The 22325-nt window shown below is 67.0% G+C and carries 25 protein-coding genes; 16 read left to right on the top strand and 9 right to left on the bottom strand.

All coding sequences use genetic code 11. The annotated features are described in order from the left end of the window. Positions 1 to 30 precede the first annotated feature (30 nt). Positions 31 to 336: a CsbD family protein gene (locus tag B3E43_RS05370; RefSeq protein ID WP_292027341.1), complete on the bottom strand. Its 306-nt coding sequence runs from the start codon at positions 334 to 336 to the stop codon at positions 31 to 33. Between the two features lie 185 nt (positions 337 to 521). Between B3E43_RS05370 and B3E43_RS05365 the strand changes: the two genes are divergently transcribed. Next, positions 522 to 1100 (top strand): DUF2239 family protein, encoded by a 579-nt coding sequence (locus B3E43_RS05365; RefSeq protein ID WP_292027338.1) that lies wholly within the window; start codon positions 522 to 524, stop codon positions 1098 to 1100. On the opposite strand, the gene cobS is transcribed toward B3E43_RS05365, so the two are convergent. From cobS to B3E43_RS05350, 3 genes are all read right to left on the bottom strand, one after another. Next, entirely contained in the window at positions 1097 to 2101 is a 1005-nt protein-coding gene (gene cobS, locus B3E43_RS05360) for a cobaltochelatase subunit CobS (protein ID WP_292027337.1), read from the bottom strand. The two genes, B3E43_RS05365 and cobS, sit on opposite strands and share 4 nt — an antisense overlap. 70 nt (positions 2102 to 2171) lie before the next feature. Next, on the bottom strand, positions 2172 to 2360 hold the full coding sequence (locus B3E43_RS05355; RefSeq protein ID WP_292027334.1) for a hypothetical protein: 189 nt from the start codon (positions 2358 to 2360) through the stop codon (positions 2172 to 2174). Positions 2361 to 2452: 92 nt separating this feature from the next. After that, the gene (locus B3E43_RS05350; protein WP_292027332.1) at positions 2453 to 3124 is read right to left on the bottom strand and encodes a J domain-containing protein; all 672 of its coding nucleotides are present in this window, start codon (positions 3122 to 3124) and stop codon (positions 2453 to 2455) included. Positions 3125 to 3169: 45 nt separating this feature from the next. Here B3E43_RS05350 and B3E43_RS05345 point away from each other — a divergent pair, with 45 nt between their 5' ends. From B3E43_RS05345 to B3E43_RS05335, 3 genes are all read left to right on the top strand, one after another. After that, positions 3170 to 3478: a BolA family protein gene (locus B3E43_RS05345; protein ID WP_292027329.1), complete on the top strand. Its 309-nt coding sequence runs from the start codon at positions 3170 to 3172 to the stop codon at positions 3476 to 3478. A 98-nt stretch (positions 3479 to 3576) separates the two neighbouring features. Then, entirely contained in the window at positions 3577 to 5394 is a 1818-nt protein-coding gene (locus B3E43_RS05340) for a response regulator (RefSeq protein WP_292027327.1), read from the top strand. A 134-nt stretch (positions 5395 to 5528) separates the two neighbouring features. Beyond that, on the top strand, positions 5529 to 6056 hold the full coding sequence (locus tag B3E43_RS05335; protein ID WP_292027326.1) for an RcnB family protein: 528 nt from the start codon (positions 5529 to 5531) through the stop codon (positions 6054 to 6056). A gap of 56 nt (positions 6057 to 6112) precedes the next feature. On the opposite strand, the gene B3E43_RS05330 is transcribed toward B3E43_RS05335, so the two are convergent. Beyond that, entirely contained in the window at positions 6113 to 6715 is a 603-nt protein-coding gene (locus tag B3E43_RS05330; RefSeq protein WP_292027324.1) for a hypothetical protein, read from the bottom strand. A gap of 104 nt (positions 6716 to 6819) precedes the next feature. Here B3E43_RS05330 and B3E43_RS05325 point away from each other — a divergent pair, with 104 nt between their 5' ends. The 3 genes from B3E43_RS05325 (at position 6820) to egtB (ending at position 11069) form a co-directional block, all read left to right on the top strand. Continuing rightward, positions 6820 to 7794, top strand: a complete 975-nt coding sequence (locus tag B3E43_RS05325) for a mechanosensitive ion channel family protein (RefSeq protein WP_292027322.1) — start codon at positions 6820 to 6822, stop codon at positions 7792 to 7794. A gap of 3 nt (positions 7795 to 7797) precedes the next feature. Further along, the gene (locus tag B3E43_RS05320; protein WP_292027320.1) at positions 7798 to 8811 is read left to right on the top strand and encodes a threonine aldolase family protein; all 1014 of its coding nucleotides are present in this window, start codon (positions 7798 to 7800) and stop codon (positions 8809 to 8811) included. A gap of 98 nt (positions 8812 to 8909) precedes the next feature. Next, a complete protein-coding gene (gene egtB / locus B3E43_RS05315) occupies positions 8910 to 11069 on the top strand; it encodes an ergothioneine biosynthesis protein EgtB (RefSeq protein ID WP_292027317.1) in 2160 nt (719 codons plus the stop codon). Between the two features lie 58 nt (positions 11070 to 11127). On the opposite strand, the gene B3E43_RS05310 is transcribed toward egtB, so the two are convergent. Further along, positions 11128 to 11352 (bottom strand): general stress protein, encoded by a 225-nt coding sequence (locus tag B3E43_RS05310; protein ID WP_284221782.1) that lies wholly within the window; start codon positions 11350 to 11352, stop codon positions 11128 to 11130. Positions 11353 to 11471: 119 nt separating this feature from the next. After that, complete coding sequence (locus B3E43_RS05305) at positions 11472 to 11633, bottom strand: hypothetical protein (RefSeq protein ID WP_292027312.1); 162 nt, start codon at positions 11631 to 11633, stop codon at positions 11472 to 11474. A 142-nt stretch (positions 11634 to 11775) separates the two neighbouring features. On the opposite strand from B3E43_RS05305, the gene B3E43_RS05300 reads away from it, so the two are divergent. Then, positions 11776 to 12057 carry a hypothetical protein gene (locus tag B3E43_RS05300; RefSeq protein WP_292027310.1) on the top strand — a complete coding sequence of 94 codons (282 nt, stop codon included), beginning with the start codon at positions 11776 to 11778 and terminating at the stop codon, positions 12055 to 12057. 8 nt (positions 12058 to 12065) lie between these two features. On the opposite strand, the gene B3E43_RS05295 is transcribed toward B3E43_RS05300, so the two are convergent. Further along, positions 12066 to 12767: an MBL fold metallo-hydrolase gene (locus B3E43_RS05295; protein ID WP_292027308.1), complete on the bottom strand. Its 702-nt coding sequence runs from the start codon at positions 12765 to 12767 to the stop codon at positions 12066 to 12068. A gap of 194 nt (positions 12768 to 12961) precedes the next feature. Between B3E43_RS05295 and tig the strand changes: the two genes are divergently transcribed. The 6 genes from tig (at position 12962) to B3E43_RS05265 (ending at position 18688) form a co-directional block, all read left to right on the top strand. Further along, complete coding sequence (gene tig / locus B3E43_RS05290; RefSeq protein ID WP_292027307.1) at positions 12962 to 14305, top strand: trigger factor; 1344 nt, start codon at positions 12962 to 12964, stop codon at positions 14303 to 14305. Between the two features lie 142 nt (positions 14306 to 14447). After that, positions 14448 to 15419: a hypothetical protein gene (locus B3E43_RS05285; protein WP_292027305.1), complete on the top strand. Its 972-nt coding sequence runs from the start codon at positions 14448 to 14450 to the stop codon at positions 15417 to 15419. A 92-nt stretch (positions 15420 to 15511) separates the two neighbouring features. After that, the gene (locus B3E43_RS05280) at positions 15512 to 16483 is read left to right on the top strand and encodes a hypothetical protein (protein ID WP_292027302.1); all 972 of its coding nucleotides are present in this window, start codon (positions 15512 to 15514) and stop codon (positions 16481 to 16483) included. A gap of 101 nt (positions 16484 to 16584) precedes the next feature. After that, entirely contained in the window at positions 16585 to 17538 is a 954-nt protein-coding gene (locus tag B3E43_RS05275; protein ID WP_292027301.1) for a hypothetical protein, read from the top strand. Between the two features lie 113 nt (positions 17539 to 17651). Then, positions 17652 to 18293 (top strand): ATP-dependent Clp protease proteolytic subunit, encoded by a 642-nt coding sequence (locus B3E43_RS05270; protein WP_292027299.1) that lies wholly within the window; start codon positions 17652 to 17654, stop codon positions 18291 to 18293. A 77-nt stretch (positions 18294 to 18370) separates the two neighbouring features. Further along, complete coding sequence (locus tag B3E43_RS05265) at positions 18371 to 18688, top strand: hypothetical protein (protein ID WP_292027297.1); 318 nt, start codon at positions 18371 to 18373, stop codon at positions 18686 to 18688. An 8-nt stretch (positions 18689 to 18696) separates the two neighbouring features. On the opposite strand, the gene B3E43_RS05260 is transcribed toward B3E43_RS05265, so the two are convergent. Beyond that, positions 18697 to 19338 carry an HAD-IB family hydrolase gene (locus B3E43_RS05260; RefSeq protein WP_292027295.1) on the bottom strand — a complete coding sequence of 214 codons (642 nt, stop codon included), beginning with the start codon at positions 19336 to 19338 and terminating at the stop codon, positions 18697 to 18699. A 189-nt stretch (positions 19339 to 19527) separates the two neighbouring features. Between B3E43_RS05260 and clpX the strand changes: the two genes are divergently transcribed. Further along, positions 19528 to 20802: an ATP-dependent Clp protease ATP-binding subunit ClpX gene (gene clpX / locus B3E43_RS05255; protein WP_292027293.1), complete on the top strand. Its 1275-nt coding sequence runs from the start codon at positions 19528 to 19530 to the stop codon at positions 20800 to 20802. Between the two features lie 375 nt (positions 20803 to 21177). Then, positions 21178 to 22325 (top strand): LON peptidase substrate-binding domain-containing protein (locus B3E43_RS05250; protein WP_292027291.1); only part of this gene is annotated, 1148 nt, incomplete at its 3' end.

Genomic DNA, 22325 nt, shown 5'->3' with positions numbered 1-22325 from the left:
CCGGGCCTTTTGACTGTCTGGCGCTGAAGCCTAGCGGCGGCGGCCCAGGCCGCTGAGCAGAACGGCCAGACCGGCGACGATGCCGGTGGTCAGCAGCGGCTTGCGGCGGGCGAAGTCGAGGCCCTGACGCGCGCGGCCCTGATATTCGACCGGCGCCTTCTCGACCAGGCCGTCCAGCCCGTCGATGACGCGGCCATAGGCGTCCAGCGCCTTGCCCTTCACTTCATTCAGCCGGCCGTCGAGCTGCAGCTTGGCGTCGCCGGTCAGGCGGCCGAGGCCGTTCTGGGCCTTGCCTTCGAGCTCGGTCGCGGCGCCTTCGATACGTTGGTCGGTCATGGGGAAGTCCTTCGATGGGGGAGGGGGAGACTGCCGATGGAGCGCATGTGGGGTCGGGCGGTTCCCGCGAAAAGGGCCTGAAGGCGCCGTGTCGCAGCGCCGGGCGCGTAGAATATTACCCGGATTATATTGACGCAGCAATTATGCCCGGGTAAATCCTGCCGTCTGAGCCGAGGAACCGCCCCATGACCGTGCCCGCCGACCAACCCCTGTTCGCTTTCGCCGGCCATCGCCTGCTGGCCCGAGGCCCGGCCGCCGGGGTCGTGGCGGCGGTCAAGGCGGCGACCGATGCGGGCGAGACCGTCCTGACCTTCGACGCCGCCACGGGCCGGGTCGTAGACCTCGATCTGCGGGGCGACCTGGCCGCCGTCCTGGCCCGCCTGACCCCGACCCCCGAGACGGAGAAGCGCGGCCCCGGCCGTCCGAAACTGGGCGTCACGGCGCGCGAGGTGACCCTGCTCCCGCGCCACTGGGACTGGCTGTCCGGCCAGCCGGGCGGGGCGTCGGTGGCCTTGCGCAAACTGGTCGAGGGCGCGCTGCGCGAGGCCGAAGGCCCGGACCGGGCGCGTCGGGCGAAGGAGGCGACGTATCGGTTCATGACCGCGATCGCGGGGGATCTGCCCGGCTATGAGGAGGCGACGCGGATGCTGTTCGCTGGGGACTGGACAGCGTTCGACGGGGCGACGGAGGCTTGGCCGGAGGGCGTGCGGGAGATGGCCCGCGGGATGGCGGCGGGGGCTTGGCGGAATGGGGCGGGCGCCTAACCCACCTTCACCCGCGTCGCTGCCTCCGGCAGGTCCTCCCCGAACGCCCGCTGGTAGAACTCCGCGATCGTCGGCCGCTCCAACTCGTCGCACTTGTTGAGGAACGTCAGCCGGAACGCCATCCCCACGTCGCCCGCGAAGATGATGGCGTTCTGGGCCCAGGTGATGACCGTGCGCGGGCTCATGACGGTGGAGATGTCGCCGTTCATGAAGGCGTTGCGGGTCATGTCGGCGACGCGGACCATGGCGGCGATGCGGCGGCGGCCGTCGGCGTCCTGCCATTCGGGAACCTTGGCGGCCACGATCTCGGCCTCGACGTCGTGGTCGAGGTAGTTGAGCGTGGTGACGATGTTCCAGCGGTCCATCTGGCCCTGATTGATCTGCTGGGTGCCGTGGTACAGGCCCGAGGTGTCGCCCAGGCCGATGGTGTTGGTGGTGCTGAACAGGCGGAACCATTTGTTCGGGCGGATGACGCGGTTCTGGTCCAGCAGGGTCAGGCGCCCTTGCGCCTCCAGCACGCGCTGGATCACGAACATCACATCGGGGCGTCCGGCGTCATATTCGTCGAAGCAAAGTGCGACCGGACGCTGGATGGCCCAGGGCAGCATGCCCTCGCGGAATTCGGTGATCTGCTTGCCGTCCTTGAGGACGATGGCGTCCTTGCCCACCAGATCGATACGGCTGACGTGGCTGTCGAGGTTCACCCGGATCATCGGCCAGTTCAGCCGGGCGGCGACCTGTTCGATATGGGTCGACTTGCCGGTGCCGTGATAGCCTTGGACCATGACGCGGCGGTCGAAGGCGAAGCCGGCGCAGATGGCGACCGTGGTCTGCGGATCGAAACGGTAAGCCTCGTCGATCTCGGGCACATGGCTGTCGCGCTCGGTGAAGACCGGCACGGTCATGTCCGAGTCGACGCCGAAGATCTCGCGCACGGTGGCGCGGCGGTGCGGTTCGAGCGTGAGCAGGGGATCGGGGGAGGCGTCGAGCGGGGAGGTCATGGTGGTGCGATTACCGCACCGTCACCGGGTGGTCGAGGCCCATGCCGACCATAAGGCGTGGTTGTTGGACTCAGGCGGCTCCGGCGGCGGCGCGGGTGGAACGGCGCAGCGCGCGGTCCCGCTTCACGGCGCCAAGCCAGGCTCCCACGCCGGACGCCACGCCACCGATGTCGAAGGCCTGCATGTCGCCGTCCCGCTCGCGAGCGAACCAGTTGGACAGGCGAAGCTTGCGGTTATCACGTCTCTGGATGCCGAACATGCGGTTAGCGCCTCCAAGCGCTGCGGTACGATGATAACCGATCCGCAGAACATTGGTTGCATTCGAGCAAAATACAGATTCCGCGAGTGCGTTCAGGCCAGGCCGGCCTTCTTCAGGGTCTTGTAGGCCTTGATGACGCTTTGCAGCTTGGCCTCGGCGCCGCGGTCGCCCTGGTTCAGGTCCGGGTGGAAGCGTTTCAGCATCTCGTGATAGCGCGCCTTGACCCCGGCCTTGTTGGTGCGGGCATCCAGATCGAGCACCGACAGGGCGGCGCGTTCCAGCTTGCCGAGCCGCAGCGCATCCTCACCGGCCGGTCCGGCCTGCTCCCGGGTGCGGCGGCCGAACAGGCCGAAACTGTCCTGCCAGCTACCGGCGCCCTTGGTGTTGGCCGTGCCCATCTTGGAGGCGAAGGCAGCGGCCTCGCGGCTGAACTTGCCCGCCTTCATCTCCCAGGTCGGGCGGCCGCCCGTCATGGCCTCGTTTTCCTTGGCCGCGCGGACCTCGCCGTCGCTCATGCCGGCGTAGAAATTCCAGCCCTTGTTGTACTCGCCCGCATGGCCTTGGCAGAACTCATAGAAGTCGTTCAGCCGCTCGCGCGACTTGGGTGCGCGCGCCGTCGCCGGCTTGCTGCAGTCGGGCCACTGGCAGCGGATTTCGCCGGGCTTGAGGTGCAGGACGTCAGCCTCCGCCGCCGCCTCTTCGGGGCGCGGCGGCTTGATCCGCATGTCCTTGAAGCGGGGCTTGTATTCAAACTCGGATGACATCGGCGCAAGTGTAAGGTCGAATTGGTCACCAACAAGGACACACCCATGCCGGAAGGCCCGATTGCGACGATTATCCGGAAAAAACTGACGACCGCGTTGTCGCCAACACGGCTGGAGATCGAGGATGACAGCGCGCGGCACGCCGGCCATCATCACGAAGGCGGCATGGATGCGCAGCCCGGCGGCGAAAGCCACTTCAACCTGACCGTGGTCTCGGCGGTCTTCGAAGGGCAGGGCAGGGTGCAGCGCCAGCGGGCGATCAACGCCCTGCTGCGGGAGGAACTGGCCGGGCCTGTCCATGCCCTGTCTATCCGGGCGCTGACGCCGGCCGAGGCCGGAGCCCCGTCCGGCTGAGGTTCGTCGAACGGCGATCGTAACAGGGTTGTCACGTTCACCTCGTCTTAGAAGGTTCGCCCTAGCGTCCCGGTGGGGTTAATGAGGGGCTGGGCGCAATGGTTGAATCCGACGGCATCGGCAAGTCGACCAGCGGCGAGCCCGGAGCCGGCGAGGCCGCGCAGGCCCTGCGCGCGATTCTGCAGACCCAATATCTCCGCTACATGATCATCGGCACCTGGGCGCTGGGCCTGACCGCGACCGTCGGCATCACCAGCGCGGCGCTGTGGTTCGTCGGCACCGTCGCCGCCGGCGCTGTCCGCGGCGCGGTCGAGAAGCGCATCAGCGACCGTGTCGGCACGGGCTGGGGTCTGGTCTTCCCGGCCGTGGCGACCGCAACCACCGCCGCCTGGGCCACGGCCCCCCTTATCGCCTGGTATTCCGGCCATCCCTTCGGTCCCGCGCTCGCCGCGACCCTGCTGGTCTGCGGCTATGTGCTGGTTTTCTCGCAACTGCGCGCCTCGCCGCGGCAGGCCCTGGTCATCTCCTCGCCCTATGGCGTGGCCGCGACGGTGATCCTGATCGGCATGTGGGGCGGACCGCTGTTCTGGCCCTTCCTCGCAATCGTTCCCCTCGCCGCTTCGGGTCTGGTGGTGCTGGTGATGATGACCATGCTCCGCGAGGAACGCATCCGCGCCTTCCAGGAACACCAGGCCCATCTGATCGAGGAACTGGAAGCCGCGCGCGACAAGGCCAATGCGGCCAGCGACGCCAAGTCCAACTTCCTCGGCGTCATTTCGCACGAGCTGCGCACGCCGATGAACGGCGTCCTGGGCGCCGCCCAGCTGCTTGGTGCGACCCGTCTGGAGCCGACCCAGCGCGAATATCTGTCGATCATCCGCAACTCGGGCGACAATCTCCTGAGCCTGCTGAACGACATCCTCGACATGACCAAGATCGAGGCCGGCAAGATGACCTTCGAGGTCGTCGATGTCTCGATCGAGGACCTGCACAAGCGGGTCACCGGCCCGTTCCAGGCCCAGGCCGAGGCCAAGGGTCTGACCTTCAACGCCCGGTTCGAGGGCGATATTCCGGCCGTGGTGCGCGGCGATCCGCTGCGCGTCTGCCAGGTGATTCACAACCTGCTCTCCAATGCGGTGAAATTCACCGACAACGGGGAGGTCTCCTATCTGGTGCGCGGCGAACGGCTGGAAAACGGCCGCGTGCGCTTCGATTTCGCGGTCACCGATTCCGGCGCGGGCATTGCACCGGACGACCTGGCGCGGCTGTTCCAGCCGTTCACCCAGGTTGACGCCTCCTCGACCCGCCGGTTCGGCGGCACGGGCCTGGGCCTGACGATTTCGCGGCGCATGGCCAATATCATGGAAGGCGACATCAGCGTGGTGTCGACCCTGGGCGAGGGCTCCACCTTCACCTTCACCGTCGAGGCCGACGTGGTCGAATGGACCCGTCAGGCGGCGGCCGAGCCGATCCATGCCGAGGTCAAGGACGGCCGGGCGCTCAGCGTGCTGGTGGTCGAGGACCATCCGGTCAACCGCATGATCCTGGAAGCCTGGATGGCTTCCGCCGGTCATACCTCCGCCACCGCCGAGAACGGCCAGATCGCCATCGAGGCCGCGGGCGAGCAGCGCTTCGACCTGATCATCATGGACGTGAACATGCCCGTGATGGACGGCCTGACCGCCACCCGGGCGATCCGCGCGGGCGAAGGCCCGAACCATGACACGCCGATCGTCGTCCTGTCGGCCTCGGCCCGCAGCGAGGACCATGCGGCGGGCCTGGACGCCGGGGCCGACGCCTATCTGAACAAGCCCATCGATTTCGCCGCCCTCGCCAAGGTCATGAACCGCGTCGGCGGCGGGCGCTCGGCCATCCGGGCGTTGGTCGACGCCGGCGAAACGGCCGCCGCCGCCTGAGCCGGCGGCAAAAGCGTTCGAAAGGCGACCGCCTTCTGAACCCCAGGTGACCAGCGTCGTTCAGACCCGGCTCAACCGCCGGGTTCCAGAGTGGGGACAAGTCGAAATCCTTCGGCCTCATCTGGAGACGTCTCATGAAGAAGTTTCTCACCGCCGCCATCGCCGCGACGCTCGCCGTGAGCTCGATGGGCGTGGCGTCCGCCGCCGAAGCCCAATCGCGTGGCAACTACGAACAGCGCCAGGATCGCCGCGACGACCGTCAGGACGACCGCCGTGACAACCGCAACGACCGCCGTGAAGACCGTCGGGATGATCGTCGCGACGACCGCAACGACCGTCGTGAATGGCGCCAGGACAATCGCGACGACCGTCGTGAGTTCCGTCAGGACCAACGCGCCTACGGTCGCTGGCAGCAGTCGCAGCGCCGCTACAATGCGGGCCGCTACCAGGCGCCGCGCGGATATCAGCAGCGTGACTGGTCGTATGGTCAGCGGATGCCGTCCTACTACCGCTCGAACCAGTACGTCGTCAGCAACTACGGCCAGTACGGCCTGCGCGCGCCGCCCCGTGGATACCATTATGTCCGCAGCGGCAATGACGTGGTCCTCGCCGCCATCGCCGGCGGCCTGATCACCGCCGTGATCGCCGGCCTGTTCAACTAGGGCACGCCGACAGCCTGAAGAGCGCCCCGCAGGGAAACCTGCGGGGCGTTTCTTCGTCAGCTCGGATGCCTCCAGGCCGCGTCGCGCTCGCCGGTCAGGCCGCACAACTGCAGGAACCCGATGACCGCAGCCGATCGCGCCGGCGTCGGTCGGGCCAGAAACAACTGCGGCGGCGCCTCGGCGCGGGCCATCAGCGGCAGGACGATCCAGCGGTCCGGGAAGCGCCGTACATCGATGTGCGGATCGGCCTTCAGGTGCGGGCAATAGCGAAGCGACCGGTCGACACAGGCGCGGTGAAGGGGCGCTATGGCGCCCGCATCGATCAGGGTGCTGTCGTCGCTCAGGTCCCCCGGAAGCCTGTCGCCCCGTCCGGTCTCCCGCAGGCGACCGGCGGCGACCGGGTGCGCCACCTGCGTCCAGCGATCGTTCGGGCCGGTGGGTTGGCCGCACATGGGGCACAACATATCGTGGACCGACAGCCGCTGCCTCACGGCATGGTTCTGGGAATACAGGGGCTTGCCCTGACCGGGGTTGTCGGCCTGAAGGATCGCGAGGGCGCCGTCGACCGAGGGGCAGGGACCAGCCCCGAGAGACGGTTCTCCGGTCCAGCTGGTCACCCAGGGCACGTCGACGCCGACCTTGAGTGACGACAGTTTCACGGAACCCCCTGACGCGGATGGCCTGCGGCCAGCTCGCTCCTGTCGAACAGCGTTTGCAACACCCATGGGGTTCCAAAATGGGGCGGAGGCGTTAGACCCGGCGCATGTCTTCCCTGCTGTCTCCTCTCAACCAGGCCTTCGTCGCCGGCGAAAAGGCGGCGTCGGTCGATGCCGCGATGATCGCCAAGCTGACGGACATGGCCGGCGACTTCGCCGTCAACCTGATCATCGCCGTGGTGATCCTCGTCGCCACGGTGTTCGCCGCGCGCTGGGTCTCTGGCGTCACGCGGCGCGGGCTGTCGCGGGTCCGCGGATTCCGTCACGACCAGACAGTGCTCAGCTTCGCCGTCCAGGTGGTGCGGGTCGTCGTCTATATCGTCGGCCTGATCGCCGTGCTGCAGCGGCTGGGCGTCCAGACGACCTCGATCATCGCCGTTCTGGGCGCCGCCTCGCTGGCGGTCGGCCTGGCCCTGCAGGGGACCCTCTCCAATGTGGCGGCGGGCGTGCTGCTGCTGGTTCTTCGGCCCTACAAGGTCGGCGACGTCATCGACATCGGCGGCGTGGCCGGGTCGGTCCAGCGGCTGGACCTGTTCACCACCCAGATGTCCAACGCCAACAACCACAAGATCGTGGTGCCGAACGCCAAGGTCCTCGGCGACGTCATCCTCAACCTGTCCGGCCAGAAGACACGTCGGATCGAGATCAATTTCACCGTCGGCTACGGTGAGGATCTGAACGCGGCGCGGGCGGTCCTTGCGGGCGTTGCCGAGGCCCATGAGAAGGTGCTGGACGATCCGGCGCCTTGGACCGGTGTGACCGGCCTGCTGGACAGCGCGGTTCAGATCACCCTGCACGCGTGGGTCAAATCAGATGACTGGTGGCAGACCCAGGCCGACCTGATGCAGGGGGGCAAGGAGGCAATCGACGCGGCCGGTATCGAGATTCCGTTCCCGCACCAGGTCGCGGTTCCCTACGGCGACGAAGACGTCATGCCGGTCGTAACCGTCCGGACGGCCGAACAGAAGGGCGAGCGATCATCCGCCAGCGCGGATCGATCATCTGCGACCAAAGGGAGCTGACTGATGCGCTACGATTTCGGCTCGGACAACACCGCCGGCATGGCTCCAGCCGCGCTCGACGCCCTCATTGCGGCCAATGACGGCTATGCCCGCGCCTATGGGGCCGACGACGTCACCGCCCGCGCCGCCGACCTGATCCGCGCCCGGCTGGACGCTGACGCCGAAATTCGCTTCGTCTTTTCCGGCACGGCGGCCAACGCCATCGCCCTGTCCATGCTGGCCTGGCCGCATGAAGCGGTGCTGGCGCATCACGCCGCCCACGTCTGCACCGACGAGACCGGGGCGCCCGGCTTCTTCGGCTCGGGCGTCGGCCTGATCGGCCTGCCGGGCCTGTCCGGCAAGATCGAGCCGAGGGCGCTGCAGGCGATCCTGGACGAGCCCGAGGTCGGCCACCGCCAGCCGCCGGCCGCCCTCAGCCTGACGCAGTCCACCGAATACGGCGCGGTCTACACCGAGGAAGAGCTGCGCCACCTGATCGAGCCGGTGAAGTTGAAGGGACATGGCGTGCATATGGACGGCGCACGTCTGGCCAATGCCGCTGCAGCCGGTTTCGACCTCAAGCAGATCGCCCGGCTGGGCGTCGATGTGCTGGTGTTCGGCGGCGCCAAGGCCGGGGCCAACTGCGCCGAGGCCATCGTGATGTTCGACCGGTCGCTGGCGCGCCGGGTCGACAACCGTCTGAAACAGGCCGGGCAGACCGCATCCAAGACCCGCTTCCTCGCCGCCCCCATCCTGGGCCTGCTGGAAAGCGGCGACTGGGAGGCGGGCGCCGCCCACGCCAATCTGATGGCGCAGCGGCTGGCGGCGGGGATCGCCACCCGGTCTGCCTTCGTCCTCGCCCATCCGGTCGAGGCCAATGCCGTGTTCGTGCGCATGCCGCCAGAGGCGCACCAGCGGCTGAATGCGGCGGGCTGGGCCTGCTATCGTTTCGACGACGGCTCGGTCCGCTTTGTCTGTTCGTGGGCGACCCGTGAAGAGGCCGTGGACGAACTTTTGCAGGCCATCGCAACGCTTTGACCGCGACGTCATTGAACAGTCGCCATGCCCCACCTAGATAGAACAAAGCGTGACCATTCTCGTCTCACGGCGATCGGTCCGGGGCCGGAGGGACTGATATGAACGCACCATCGCGCATCGTCGATCGCACGGGCGACGACCTGATGGCCTTCCGGATCGTCCGCGCCGCCATGCCGCTTCTGGCTGAGGGCCTGAGCCCGGAGGACCTTTCGGCCCAGTCCATGGCCGACTGCAGCCCCGGTAAATGGCATCTGGCGCACACCAGCTGGTTCTTCGAGGCCATGATCCTGGGCGAGGAGCCCGGCTATCAACCGGTCGATCCGCGCTTCCAGACCCTGTTCAACAGCTACTACGAGGCGCTCGGACCACGGGTTGACCGTCCTGAGCGCGGCCTGATGACCCGGCCCTCGCTGGACGAGGTGCTGACCTATCGCCGCGAGGTCGACCGCCGCATGACCAGATGGCTGGGGGAGGGTTCGACCGATCCGCGCCGCCAGTATCTGTTCACCCTCGGCCTGCACCACGACCAGCAACATCAGGAGCTGTTCCTGATGGACCTGCTGAACCTGATGTCGCGCTCGCCGCTCGACCCCGCGGCCTACGAGGCCGAGCCACGCGCACGTCCGGCGCAGCAGGCAAGGCGCGGCGTCACGCGGTTCGACGGTGGTCTGGTCGGGATCGGCCACGATGGCGCGGGTTTCGCCTTCGACAATGAGGGGCCGTCCCATCGAGTCTGGCTGGAGCCCTACGCCCTGGCCAATGATCTCGTGTCCAACGCCGACTGGATCGGCTTCATGGAAGACTGCGGCTACGCCCGGCCGGAGCTGTGGCTCTCTGACGGCTGGTCGACCGTTCAGGCCGAGGGCTGGGAAGCTCCCCTGTACTGGCGCCGGGACGGCGACGGCTGGACGACGATAGGTCTGACGGGCCGCGCATCGGTGGAGCCGGGGGCGCCGGTCCGTCATCTCAGCTTCTATGAGGCCGACGCCTACGCCCGTTGGGCCGGCAAGCGGCTGCCGACCGAGGCGGAATGGGAGCACGCGATCCGCTGCCGTCCCGAGGCCTTCTCCAATGCGTACGGCGAGGTCTGGCAATGGACCGCCAGCGCCTATGCCCCCTATCCAGGCTTCCGGCCGACCGAGGGTACGGCGTCGGAGTACAACGGGAAATTCATGGCCAACCAGATGGTGCTGCGCGGCTCCAGCTTCGCCACGCCCGAGGGCCATGCGCGGGTCAGCTACCGGAATTTCTTCTATCCGCACCAGCGCTGGGCCTTCACCGGTCTGCGGGTGGCCGAGGACGCGCCGGCGCCGCTGGTCCGCCCCGCTGACGAAGGCGAGACGGCCCGCTTCCGCCGCGACCTGATCGCGGGCCTGTCGCGGTCGCCCAAGGTCGCCTCGCCGAAATGGTTCTATGACGCCGAGGGCTCGCATCTGTTCGAGGCCATCACCCGCCTGCCGGAATACTATCCGACGCGGCAGGAGGCGGCGCTCCTGCGCCGGGTGGCCCCGGAATGGGCAGCGCGGTTCGGACCCGACGCGGCCCTGGTCGAGTTCGGCTCGGGCGCCAGCGAAAAGACCCGCATTGTCCTCGACGCCGCTGCTGACCTCGCGGCCTATGTACCGATCGACATCAGCGCCGACGCCCTGGACGCTGCCGCACGCCGGATCGCCGAGGCCTATCCGGCGCTGAAGGTCACGCCTCTGGTCGGCGACTTCCTGCATCTGGGCGCCCTGCCGTCCGGCATCGGGTCGGGACGGCGGGTCGGCTTCTTCCCGGGCTCGACCATCGGCAATCTGGAGCGGGACGAGGCCATCGCCTTCCTGAAGGCGGCGCGCGGCCTGCTTGGACCGGACGCCCTGTTCATTCTGGGGGTCGATCTGGTCAAGGCGCCGGAGGCGCTGATTGCCGCCTATGACGATTCCGCGGGCGTGACCGCGGCCTTCAACCGCAATCTGCTGGTCCGGGCCAACCGCGACCTGGGGGCCGGGTTCGACGTGGACTCCTTCGCTCACCGCGCGGTCTGGAACGCCACGGCGTCGCGGATGGAAATGCATCTGGAGGCGAGCCGCGACATGACGGTCCAGTTCGACGGCCGCACCATCGCCTTCAGGCGCGGGGAGACCATCCACACCGAAAGCTCGCGGAAATACACTGCGGACTCGGTGCGGGAACTGGCCGAGGCGGCCGGCTGGACCGTGGCAGGGTTCGAGACCAGCCCGGACCCGGCGGTGGCGTTGGCGCTGCTTGAAGCCTGAACAAAAAAGGCGGCGACCGCATGGATCGCCGCCTTCCTGTGAGAGGTCGCCGTGTCGCCTATTCAGCGACGGGCGGGGTCGTCCGGGGGCGGGCGCCGTGCGAAGCCTCGCCACCCTTGCGGCCGGCCTGGGCGGCGAGACTGCGGTCCTGGGAGAAGCTGCGCTTCTCGCTGGGGACGCTTGCGCCGCCCTTGCGGGCGATCTCGCGCTGACGTTCCGGATCCATCGAGGCGAAGCCCCGCTTGGAGACGCCGGAGGCTCGGGTGGGCTGACCTTGAGCCATGGGAGGTTCCTTTCGTGGCGACGATGGGGGTTCGGGAGGTGAACCCCCTGCACCGCTTCCGGTTCCGGGTTCGCGGTCACACAATTGCGAGCGAATCACAGGGTTTGGATGATCAGCGCTCACTTGCCGCCATAGGGTCTGGCGTCGCCCGGGCCCCCGCCGCCCGGATCCTGCTGCGGTACTTCCTCGGGCGTATCGGAGGGGTCGATGTCCGGTCCCGGGGTGTCGGGCGGCATGATCTCCGGCTGACCGCCGGGGCTGTCGGGTTCGATAAAGGTCATGGCTTGTCTCCTTCCTGAAAGGAGAACGCGGCGGCGACCGGCGCCGTTCAATCACGATTGAAAGTCATCCCGTGATCGGCGGAACCGGCCTGGCCAGAGGGGATTGAAGCAGGCGAAATCTCCCCAACTGAAAGACCGCGCCATGACCGATCCCTACGCAGGACAGACCTTCGCCGACGACATCGAGGACAACGCGGACTCAGCCTCGGCCCGGCTGGACCGGGAGGCGGACGCCATACTGCGGGAGGGAGAGGGTCACGCCCGTCCGCTGCGCCGCGCGGTGCGGGAAGACGCCGGCCGCGTGCGCGACTGGGGACAGGCGCGGGCCGCCCGGTTGCGCGGCTCGGTCGAGGACGAGCCGGTCAAGGCGACGCTGTATGCGCTCGCCCTCGGCGTGGTGATCGGCCTGCTGATCTCGCGCTAGGTCGGCGCTCAGGACGGCCCGGTCGCCGGACGGGCGATCGGCGTCCCGCGCATGGCGGCGTCGGACACGAACGGATTGCTCCGCCGCTCGGCTCCGAACGTCGAGGTCGGCCCGTGGCCCGGCACGAAGGTGACGTCATCCCCCAGCGGCCAGAGCTTGGTGGTGATGGCGTGCAGCAGGCTGGCGTGGTCGCTGCGCGGGAAGTCAGTCCGACCGATGGAGCCTTGGAACAGCACATCCCCGACCTGGGCGAAGCGGGCCTCGCGGTTGAAGAAGATCACATGGCCCGGCGTATGGCCCGGGCAGTGGAAGACCTCCCAGGTCGTCTCGCCCAGCGTCAGCACATCGCCCTCGGCCAGCCAGCGGGTCGGGGTGAAGCTGCGGGCCTCGGGCAGGCCGTACATCTGGCCCTGGGCCAGGATGCCGTCGATCCAGAACTGGTCGTCGGGGTGCGGGCCGATAATATCGAGCCCGGTCTTCTCCTGCATCTCGGCCGCGCCGCCGGCGTGGTCGAGGTGGCCGTGGGTGATCCAGATGGCGTCCAGCGTCAGCCCCTGCTTCGCCACCGCGCCCAGCAGGCCGTCGACCGAGGCCCCCGGATCGATGATCGCGGCCTTCATCGTCTTGCGGCACCAGACCAGGGTGCAGTTCTGTTGCAGGGGCGTGACCGGAAACACGGCGACGCCGATGGGGGAGGGTGAGGAACTCATCCTGTCCAGATAGCGCGCCGTCGCCGATCCCGAAACCATCCCCTTGCCCGCGTCTCACGTTGACCTTTCGGGCGGTCATCGACATAAGGGCGGGCTTCAAAGGCGCCGCCTCGAAAGGGCGGCCCTTATTGCTTTCCCCACACCGCGCAGCGCCTGCTTTACCGGCGCCGCCACAGAGCGTCAGAATCCCGACCATGCAAGTCGTCGAAAAGTCCAACGAAGGCCTCAGCCGCGTGATCGCGGTGACCATTCCTGTCGCCGAGCTGAACCAGAAGCTGGACGCCAAGCTGAAGGAAGTCGCGCCGCAGATGAAGCTCAAGGGCTTCCGTCCCGGCAAGGTCCCGATGTCGCACGTCAAGAAGACCTTCGGCCGCGACCTGATGGGTGAGATCGTCAACGACGCCCTGAACACCTCGAGCCAGAAGGCCCTGGACGACGCCAAGGTGCGTCCGGCCGCGCCCGCCGAGATGAAGCTGACCTCGGACATGGAAAAGGTCATCGCCGGTACGGAAGACCTCGCCTACGAAATGGCGCTGGAAGTCATGCCCGACTTCAGCCCGACCGACATCAAGAAGCTGAAGCTGGAACGCCCGACCTATGAAGCGTCGGACGCCGATCTGGACGAGGCCCTCACCGAGCTGGCCGGTCAGGCCAAGTCCTATGAGGACAAGAAGGGCAAGACCGTGAAGGCCGCCGAAGGCGACGAGGTCACCATCGACTTCCTCGGCAAGCTGGACGGCGAACCCTTCGAGGGCGGCGCCGCAGAGGACGCCCAGCTGGTGATCGGTTCGAACCGCTTCATCCCGGGCTTCGAGGAGCAGCTCAAGGGCGCCAAGGTCGGCGACGAGACGGTCCTGAACGTGACCTTCCCGGCGGACTACCAGGCCGCCCATCTGGCCGGCAAGGCTGTGACCTTCGACGTCAAGGTCAAGGCCATCAAGGCCGAAGCCCCCGCCGTCATCGACGAGGCCTTCGCCCAGCGCATCGGCATCGAGTCGCTGGACAAGCTGAAGGAACTGCTGCGCACCAATCTGAACCAGCAGTACACGGGCGCCGCCCGCTTCAAGCTGAAGCGCGCCTTGCTCGACGCCCTGGACAAGGCCCACGACTTCCCGCTGCCGCCCAAGATGGTCGAGGCCGAGTTCGACGGCATCTGGCAGCAGGTGCAGGCCGACAAGGACGCCGGCCGCCTGCCGCCGGAAGACGCCAAAAAGTCCGAGAAGAAGCTCAAGGAAGAGTACCAGAAGATCGCCGAGCGCCGCGTGCGCCTGGGTCTGGTGCTGGCCGAGATCGGCCGGGCCAACAACGTCCAGGTCACCGACCAGGAGCTCAACAACGCCATCATGAACGAGGCCCGCAACTATCCGGGCCAGGAGCGTCAGGTGCTGGACTTCTACCGCCAGAACCCCAACGCCGCCGCCCAGATGCGCGCCCCGATCTACGAGGAAAAGGTCTGCGACCTGATCTTCGACACCGCCAAGGTGACCGACACGCCGATCACCAAGGAAGAGCTGCTCAAGGAAGACGACGACCTCTAGGAGGCGCCGTCCGGCCTGACGACATCACCCGTCCCGGTCTTTCCGGGGCGGGTTTTTCGTGTCCGGGGCCGGTCCGACCGGCGTATTTCCGGCGGGACGGAACGCTGGTACTCTCCGTGTCCAGTCAGCTTGGGACACGGTGATGTTGTACGCCCTGATAGCCGCCGCCTTGCTGGCGTCGCCCCAGTCCCCGCCAGCCGCGCAGACGCCGCCGGTTTCGCAGGATCCTGTCCGGCTCGAGGATGTCGTGGTGGACGCCCGGCGGCTGGAGGACACCACCGAGGCCTATGTGGACGAGGTCGCCGCGCCCGCCCGCCGTCGTGGTTTGGCCCGCTGGAAGGACGGCATGTGCGTCGGCGTGGTCAATCTGGAGCGGGAGACGGCCCAATACCTTGCGGATCGTGTGTCCGACGTCGCCCGCAGCCTGGGCCTTCGCGCCCATGAGCCTGACTGCCATCCCAGCGTCCTGATCGTCGCCACCAGCGACGGCCCGGGTTTCACAGAGCAGTTCGTGGCCATGCGCCCGCGGCTGTTCCGGGTCGGCGGCGCGGGCATGGATCGCGGCGGCGCGGAGCTGCGCGACTTCATCAGCGAGGAGCGGCCGGTCCGCTGGTGGCATGTCAGCCTGCCGGTGGACAGCGAGACCGGCGACGCCGTGGTGCGCACGCCCGGCTACATCAGCGGCTCCGGAGCCGAGACGAACGAGAGTTCCGCCCAGCAGTATGCGCCCCAGACCCGGGTCCAGATTCCGTCCCGCCTCAACGACCAGACCGAGGACATCCTCAAACGGGTCTTCATCATCGTCGACGTCGATCAACTGAACGGCGCGAGCCTTCAGCAGCTCGGGGACTATGTGGCGATGATCGCCATGGCCCAGGTCGATCCTGACGCGGACACCGGCCGTTTCGACACCATCCTGAACCTGTTCGACGACCCGGCGACGGCGCCGACGGGCCTGACGGGCTGGGACCGGGCCTATCTGGACGGCCTGTACGATCCGAACTCGGAAACCCACCGCATCAACCAGCGCGTTCAGGTCCAGGCGGTCGCGGCCGCCATCGCCAGCGCCTATCGGGGCAGCGCGGCCGAGCCGGAAGACCTCGAACAGCCCTGACGCATACAGGCCCGGCTCCGGGTCTCCACGCCATATTCCCAGCGGACAGGATTGCTGATATGTGACGTGTATCTTCTCTTGGAGACACGCAGATGTTGCAAGTGCTTCTGGCCGCCGCCCTGCTCGCATCGCCCCAGTCTGCGCCGGCCGCGCAGACGCCATCTGCCTCGCAAGACCCCGTCCGGCTGGAAGACGTGGTGGTCGACGCCCAACGGCTGGAAGACACCACCGAAGACTATGTCGACGAAGTCGCGGCGCCCGCGCGCCGCCGCGGTCTGGCCCGCTGGAAGGACGCTGTATGCATCGGTGTGGCCAATCTGGAACCGGAGGCGGCCCAGTATATCGTCGATCGGACGTCTGACGTCGCCCGCAGCCTCGGTCTTCGCGCCAGCGAACCCGGCTGCAACCCCAGCGTCCTTGTCATCGCCACGAGCGACGCTGCCAGCTTTACCGAGGCCTTCGTCGCCCGCCGCCCGCGACTGTTCCGCCTTGGCGGTGCGGGCATGGATCGCGGCGGGGCCGAACTGCGCGACTTCGTGAGCGAGGAGCGGCCGGTCCGCTGGTGGCATGTCAGCCTGCCGGTGCACCGCGACACCGGTGAGCGGGTTGTGCGGTTTCCCGGCGACGTTTCGGGCAGCGGGGCGGTCACCGGCGGACCTTCCGCCCAGCAGTATGCGCCGCAGAGCCGCGTAAGCGCCCCCTCGCGTCTCAATGACGATACCGAGGATGTGATGGCGCGGGTCTTCATCATCGTCGATGTCGATCACCTGAACGGAGCCAGTCTGCAGCAACTGGGAGACTATGTGGCCATGGTGGCCATGGCCCAGGTTGATCCGGACGCCGACACCGGCCGGTTCGACACCATCCTGAACCTCTTCGACGATCCGGCCGTCGCGCCGACTGCCCTGACCGGCTGGGACCGGGCCTATCTTGAGGGACTGTACGATCGCCGCTCGCAGACCTATCGCGTCAATCAGCGCGCCCAGGTCCAGGCCGTCGCCTCCGCCATCGCCAGTGCCTACCGTGGCGGCGCGGCAGAGCCGCAGGATGACGAACAGCCCTGACCCCCGCCGGTCGATGCTCGCGCCCAGATAGCATAGATCGAGATTGACCCGTCAGTGTGGCGAGGTCAGGATGCGGGATGTAGATGTCAGAGGGGTTTGCCATGTCGTCCCTGCCCGCCGCCCTGTCCCTGGCCCTGTCCCTTGCGATGGCCGCGGGCGCAGCCCCGGCGCAGGAACGATCCTCGCAGACCCCACGTCCCGCGTCGTCGGCCCAGCTGGATGACGTCGTCGTCGAGGGTCGTCAGCTCGAGACGATGGTCCGGAATTTCGTGACCGAGGTGTCCCAGCCGGCCAACAACCGCGGCCTCGCGCGCTGGAACCGGCCGATCTGCGTCGCCGCGGTCAATCTGCGCAACGACGTCGGCCAGTACATCGTCGATCGCATATCGGACGTCGCCCGTGAACTGGAAGTCGAGGCGGGGGAACCCGGCTGCCGGCCGAATGTCCTGATCGTCGCCGCCGATGACGGCGCGGCCCTGGCCTCCGCCATCGTCGAGGACCGCCCCCGAAATTTCGACCTGCGCCACAACGGCACCGATGCGGGGACGCGGGCTTTCCGGAATTTCCGCACGGGGGATCAACCGGTGCGCTGGTGGCAGATCAGCATGCCGATCGATTCCGAGACCGGCGGGCGCGCGGTGAGACTGCCGGGCGACATCGATCCTGCGACCGGCCAGCCGACCGCTCCCCGGATCCGCGTCTTCGCGGCCTCGCGCCTGCGGACCCAGATCCGCGACGACATGGTGCGATCGGTCATCATCGTCGATGTTGAGCGGCTGGCGGGCGCCAATGTGGTCCAGCTGGCCGACTATCTGGCATTGGTGGCGCTGGCCCAGGTCGATGCCGAAGCGGATACCTCGGCCTTTCCGACCATCCTGAACCTGTTCGAGGATCCGGCCTCGGCGCCGGCGGGTCTCACCGACTGGGACCGGTCCTATCTGACCGCCCTCTACGAACACGACCAGTTCCGCATCAACCGCAACAGCCAGGTCCGCGACGTGGCCGAGGCCATCGTTGAGGATCGGCGAGCGGCGGCGGAGACCGCGCCCGAGTGATCGCGCTTTCCTGACCCCTTCGCGCCTTGCGTCAACGGTTCGGCAACGCGATATCCTGTCCAACAGGTTGAGCGGCCGCTGAGTCGCACCCGAATGCATCCGAGAAGGCCCACATGCGCGATCCCATCGAACTGATGAACATGAACCTCGTCCCCATGGTGGTCGAGCAGTCCAGCCGGGGCGAGCGGGCCTTCGACATCTTCTCGCGCCTGCTGCGCGAGCGGATCATCTTCCTGACCGGTCCCTTCGAGGACGGCATGGCCTCGTTGATCTGCGCCCAGCTGCTGTTCCTGGAATCGGAAAATCCGAAGAAGGAAATCTCCATGTATATCAACAGCCCCGGCGGACAGGTGTCCTCGGCGCTCGCGATCTACGACACCATGCAATACATCCGCTCGCCGGTTTCGACGGTGTGCATGGGCATGGCCGCCTCGGCCGGTTCGCTGATCCTGGCCGCCGGAGCCGAGGGCCAGCGCGTGGCCCTGCCGAACGCCCGCATCATGGTGCACCAGCCCTCGGGCGGTTTCCGCGGCCAGGCCTCGGACATCGAACTGCACGCCGCCGACATCCGCTACACCAAGCGCCGCCTCAACGAGATCTATGTCCACCACACCGGCCGGACCTATGAAGAGGTGGAACGCACGCTGGACCGCGACCACTTTATGAGCGCCGAGGAAGCCAAGGCTTGGGGCGTGGTCGACCACGTCTACGACCGCCGCGAACAGGCCGAGGGCGACGGTGTGAAGACGGTCTGACACCCCTGCGGACCGCAACATTGCAGAATGGGCGCGCCGGAGACGGCGCGCCTTTTTCTTTGTGCTATCAGGACGCCATGCAGACGCGAGACAATACCGGGACCGTCGGGATCGACGGCGACATCTACCATTGGGAGTTGCGGCGACAGCCCCGGCCCCTGAGCGGCGGCAAATGGGAGGGGATCGCCGTGACGCTGCGGCTGGACGGCTTCAAGCGCGAGGCCATTGTCCAGTTCCCGCCGCCCCTGCGTCCCAACGGACGACCGGACACGGAGAAGCAGTTCGTCAATCCCGATCACATTCGCAACGCCGTGACGGCGGTGATCGAAGCCGGCTGGAACCCCACCTCGCGCGGCAAGCCCATGGTCTTCGACGTGGACGCCGAGGGACGCTGACCCCAGGCTCAGCCCTTGAACCGCCGGAACCCGGCCTCGTCCGCCATGGCGAGCATCTCGGTGTCGCCCGTGGTGTCGCCATAGGCCGCCGCCAGCTGCATATCCTCGCCAAAGGCGGCCCGAAGCCGGCGCACCTTCTCCTCGCCGCGGCAGTTGGGGCCGGCGAAGGACCCCGCCACGCGGTCGTCGGCGTCGAAAACCAATTGGGTGCCCAGCAAGGCTTCGGCCTCAAGTCGACGCGCGAACGGAGCCACGGTGGTTTCGGGGCTGGCGGTGACGATGACGCGGTATGCGCCCCGCTCGCCCCAGTCCTTCCAGCAGGCGAGGGCGTCATAGCGGATGAACCCGGGCCAGACCTGCCCGGCGAAGGCTTCGGCGTCGGCCTCAAGCTGGACGCGGGGCACGCCCTTCAGAAACTCCCTTACCGAGGCGGCCTTGAGCCGTCCGCGGACCCGATGACCGGCATAGGCCGCAAGATCCGGCGTCATCCTCGCCAGCCCCCCGATCCAGCCGCCCGCGCCCGCCCGCCAGCGCAGGAACTGCGTAAAACTGTCACGAACCGTCAGCGTGCCGTCGAAATCAAAGGCCACAATGGCCTGATCCCTGCGGGGCGGCTGGTGAATCAGGGCAGGGCTTCCCATGTCAGACATTCGCCGCGATCTCCCTCGACATTTGAGCGTCCGCTTCGGACTCCGGCCACGCTTGGCCGGGGTTGTGGAGGGGCCCGGTATGGGTGATTGTCAATTTTTGAAGACCTTTGCGCCCATTGTCCGGGAATCAAACGCGAAGGATGCGCGTTAGCCCCATATCGGGGTGAACCGCGGGAGTGAGAAGGCCTGATGACCAAAGCCGCCGGCACCGACGCCAAGAGCACGCTCTACTGCTCGTTCTGCGGGAAGAGCCAGCACGAGGTGCGCAAGCTCATCGCCGGGCCAACCGTGTTCATCTGCGATGAATGCGTCGAGCTCTGCATGGATATCATCCGCGAAGAGCACAAAATCTCTTTCTCCAAGGCCAAGGACGGCGTGCCGTCGCCCAAGGAGATCCGCGAGGTTCTGGACGACTACGTCATCGGCCAGTCGCACGCCAAGAAGGTGCTCTCGGTCGCGGTCCACAACCACTACAAGCGGCTGAACCACGCGACGAAGAACAACGACGTCGAGCTGGCCAAGTCCAACATCATGCTGATCGGGCCGACCGGTTCGGGCAAGACGCTGCTGGCCCAGACCCTGGCCCGCATCATCGACGTGCCCTTCACCATGGCCGACGCCACGACCCTGACCGAGGCCGGTTATGTGGGCGAGGACGTCGAAAACATCATTCTGAAGCTGCTCCAGGCCTCCGACTACAATGTCGAACGGGCCCAGCGCGGCATTGTCTACATCGACGAGATCGACAAGATTTCGCGCAAGTCGGACAACCCCTCGATCACCCGCGACGTCTCGGGCGAGGGCGTGCAGCAGGCCCTGCTGAAGATCATGGAAGGCACGGTCGCCTCCGTGCCCCCGCAGGGCGGTCGCAAACATCCCCAGCAGGAGTTCCTGCAGGTCGACACCGCCAACATCCTGTTCATCGTCGGCGGCGCCTTCGCCGGCCTCGAGAAGGTCATCACGGCGCGCGGCGACGGAGCCTCGATCGGCTTCGGCGCCAAGGTCAAGGAAATCGACGAGCGCCGCACGGGTGACATCCTCAAGGGCGTCGAGCCGGACGATCTGATGCGTTTCGGCCTGATCCCCGAGTTCATCGGCCGTCTGCCCGTTCTGGCGACGCTGGAGGACCTGGACGAACCGGCCCTGGTCACCATCCTGACCGAGCCCAAGAACGCCCTGGTCAAACAGTACAAGCGCCTGTTCGAGATGGAGAATGTCGATCTGACGTTCACCGACGACGCCCTCATCGCCGTCGCCAAGAAGGCCATCACCCGCAAGACCGGCGCCCGCGGCCTGCGTTCCATCCTGGAAGGCATCCTGCTGGAGACGATGTTCGAACTGCCCACCTTCGAGGGCGTCGAGGAAGTGGTCGTCAACGCCGAGGTCATCGAGGGCAAGGCCCAGCCGCTGCTGATCTACTCCGAGACCAAGTCCAAGAAGGCCGCGCCCGACAGCGCAGCCTGATCCTGACTGAACAAAAAGACGGGGAGGGCGGGTCCGGCGACGGGTCCGCCCTTTTTCCTGCCCGTCGGAAGCGTCCGGCACACGGATGATGCGGGATGGCAACAGGCCGCCGGGGTAACGGGACTGCGGCCTCGGTCGGATTTCCGCAACATCCATGCGTCCGGACCGCCTGACCGCCCCGGATCATGCAGCCTTGCCGCCTGTGGACGGAAGGAGTCGTTCGGCGCCCGTCGCGCTTGAACCGCGGCGTTCGTAAACCACATACTCATCCGAAGGCCGCTGAATGGCGGGCCGAGTCGAAACGGCGGGGCAGAGGCGCACCGCACGCCGCCGCGGCGGGTCCGAGATCAACGAGGACCCCGTGAGAGTTGCATCATGACTGACACCAAAACCCTGCCCGTGCTGCCGCTGAGAGACATCGTCGTCTTTCCGCACATGGTCGTCCCGCTGTTCGTGGGGCGTGAGAAGTCGGTCAAGGCGCTCGACGAGATCATGAAGGGCGAAAAGCAGATCCTGCTGGCCACCCAGAAGAACAGCGTCGATGACGACCCCTCCGCCGACGCCATCTATCCGATCGGCGTGTTGGCCACTGTGCTCCAGCTGCTCAAATTGCCTGATGGCACCGTCAAGGTGCTGGTCGAGGGCAAGAGCCGCGCGCGCCTGACCAAATTCACCGACCGCACGGAGTATTTCGAGGCCGAGGCCGTCGAGATCGCCGACGACCCGGGCGAACCGGCCCAGTCGGAAGCCCTGCTGCGCGCCGTGATCGAGCAGTTCGAAAACTATGTGAAGCTGAACAAGAAGGTGCCGCCTGAGGCTCTCAGCTCCATCCCGCAGATCACTGACCCGTCCAAACTGGCCGATAGCGTTGCGGCGCATCTGTCGGTCAAGATCGGCGACAAGCAGGGCCTGCTGGAAACCATCGCCGTGCCGGAGCGGCTGGAGAAGGTCTATGGCCTTATGGAGGGGGAGATCTCCGTCCTCCAGGTCGAGAAGAAGATCCGCTCGCGCGTGAAGCGCCAGATGGAGAAGACCCAGCGCGAATATTATCTGAACGAGCAGATGAAGGCGATCCAGCGCGAGCTGGGCGAGACCGACGACAGCCGTGACGAGATCATGGAGCTGGAGAAGCGCATCCGTAAGACGCGCCTGTCCAAGGAAGCCCGCACCAAGGCCGAGGCCGAGGTCAAGAAGCTGCGCAACATGAGCCCGATGTCGGCGGAATCGACGGTGGTGCGGAACTACCTCGACTGGCTGCTGTCGATCCCGTGGGGCAAGGCCAAGTCCAAACCCATCGACCTCAACAAGGCCGAGGAGATCCTCGAGGAGGACCACTACGGCCTCGAGAAGGTCAAGGAACGGATCATCGAATATCTGGCGGTGCAGGCGCGCACCAACAGCCTGAAGGGCCCGATCCTTTGCCTCGTCGGCCCTCCGGGCGTCGGCAAGACCTCGCTGGCCAAGTCGATCGCCAAGGCCACCGGCCGTGAATATATCCGCATGTCGCTGGGCGGCGTGCGCGA

Origin of the sequence: Brevundimonas sp. UBA2416 (genome assembly GCF_002343105.1) — a bacterium.
GTDB lineage: Bacteria > Pseudomonadota > Alphaproteobacteria > Caulobacterales > Caulobacteraceae > Brevundimonas.
The sequence above is the reverse complement of the archived record's forward strand: the minus strand, read 5'-3'. Positions and strand labels throughout refer to the sequence as shown.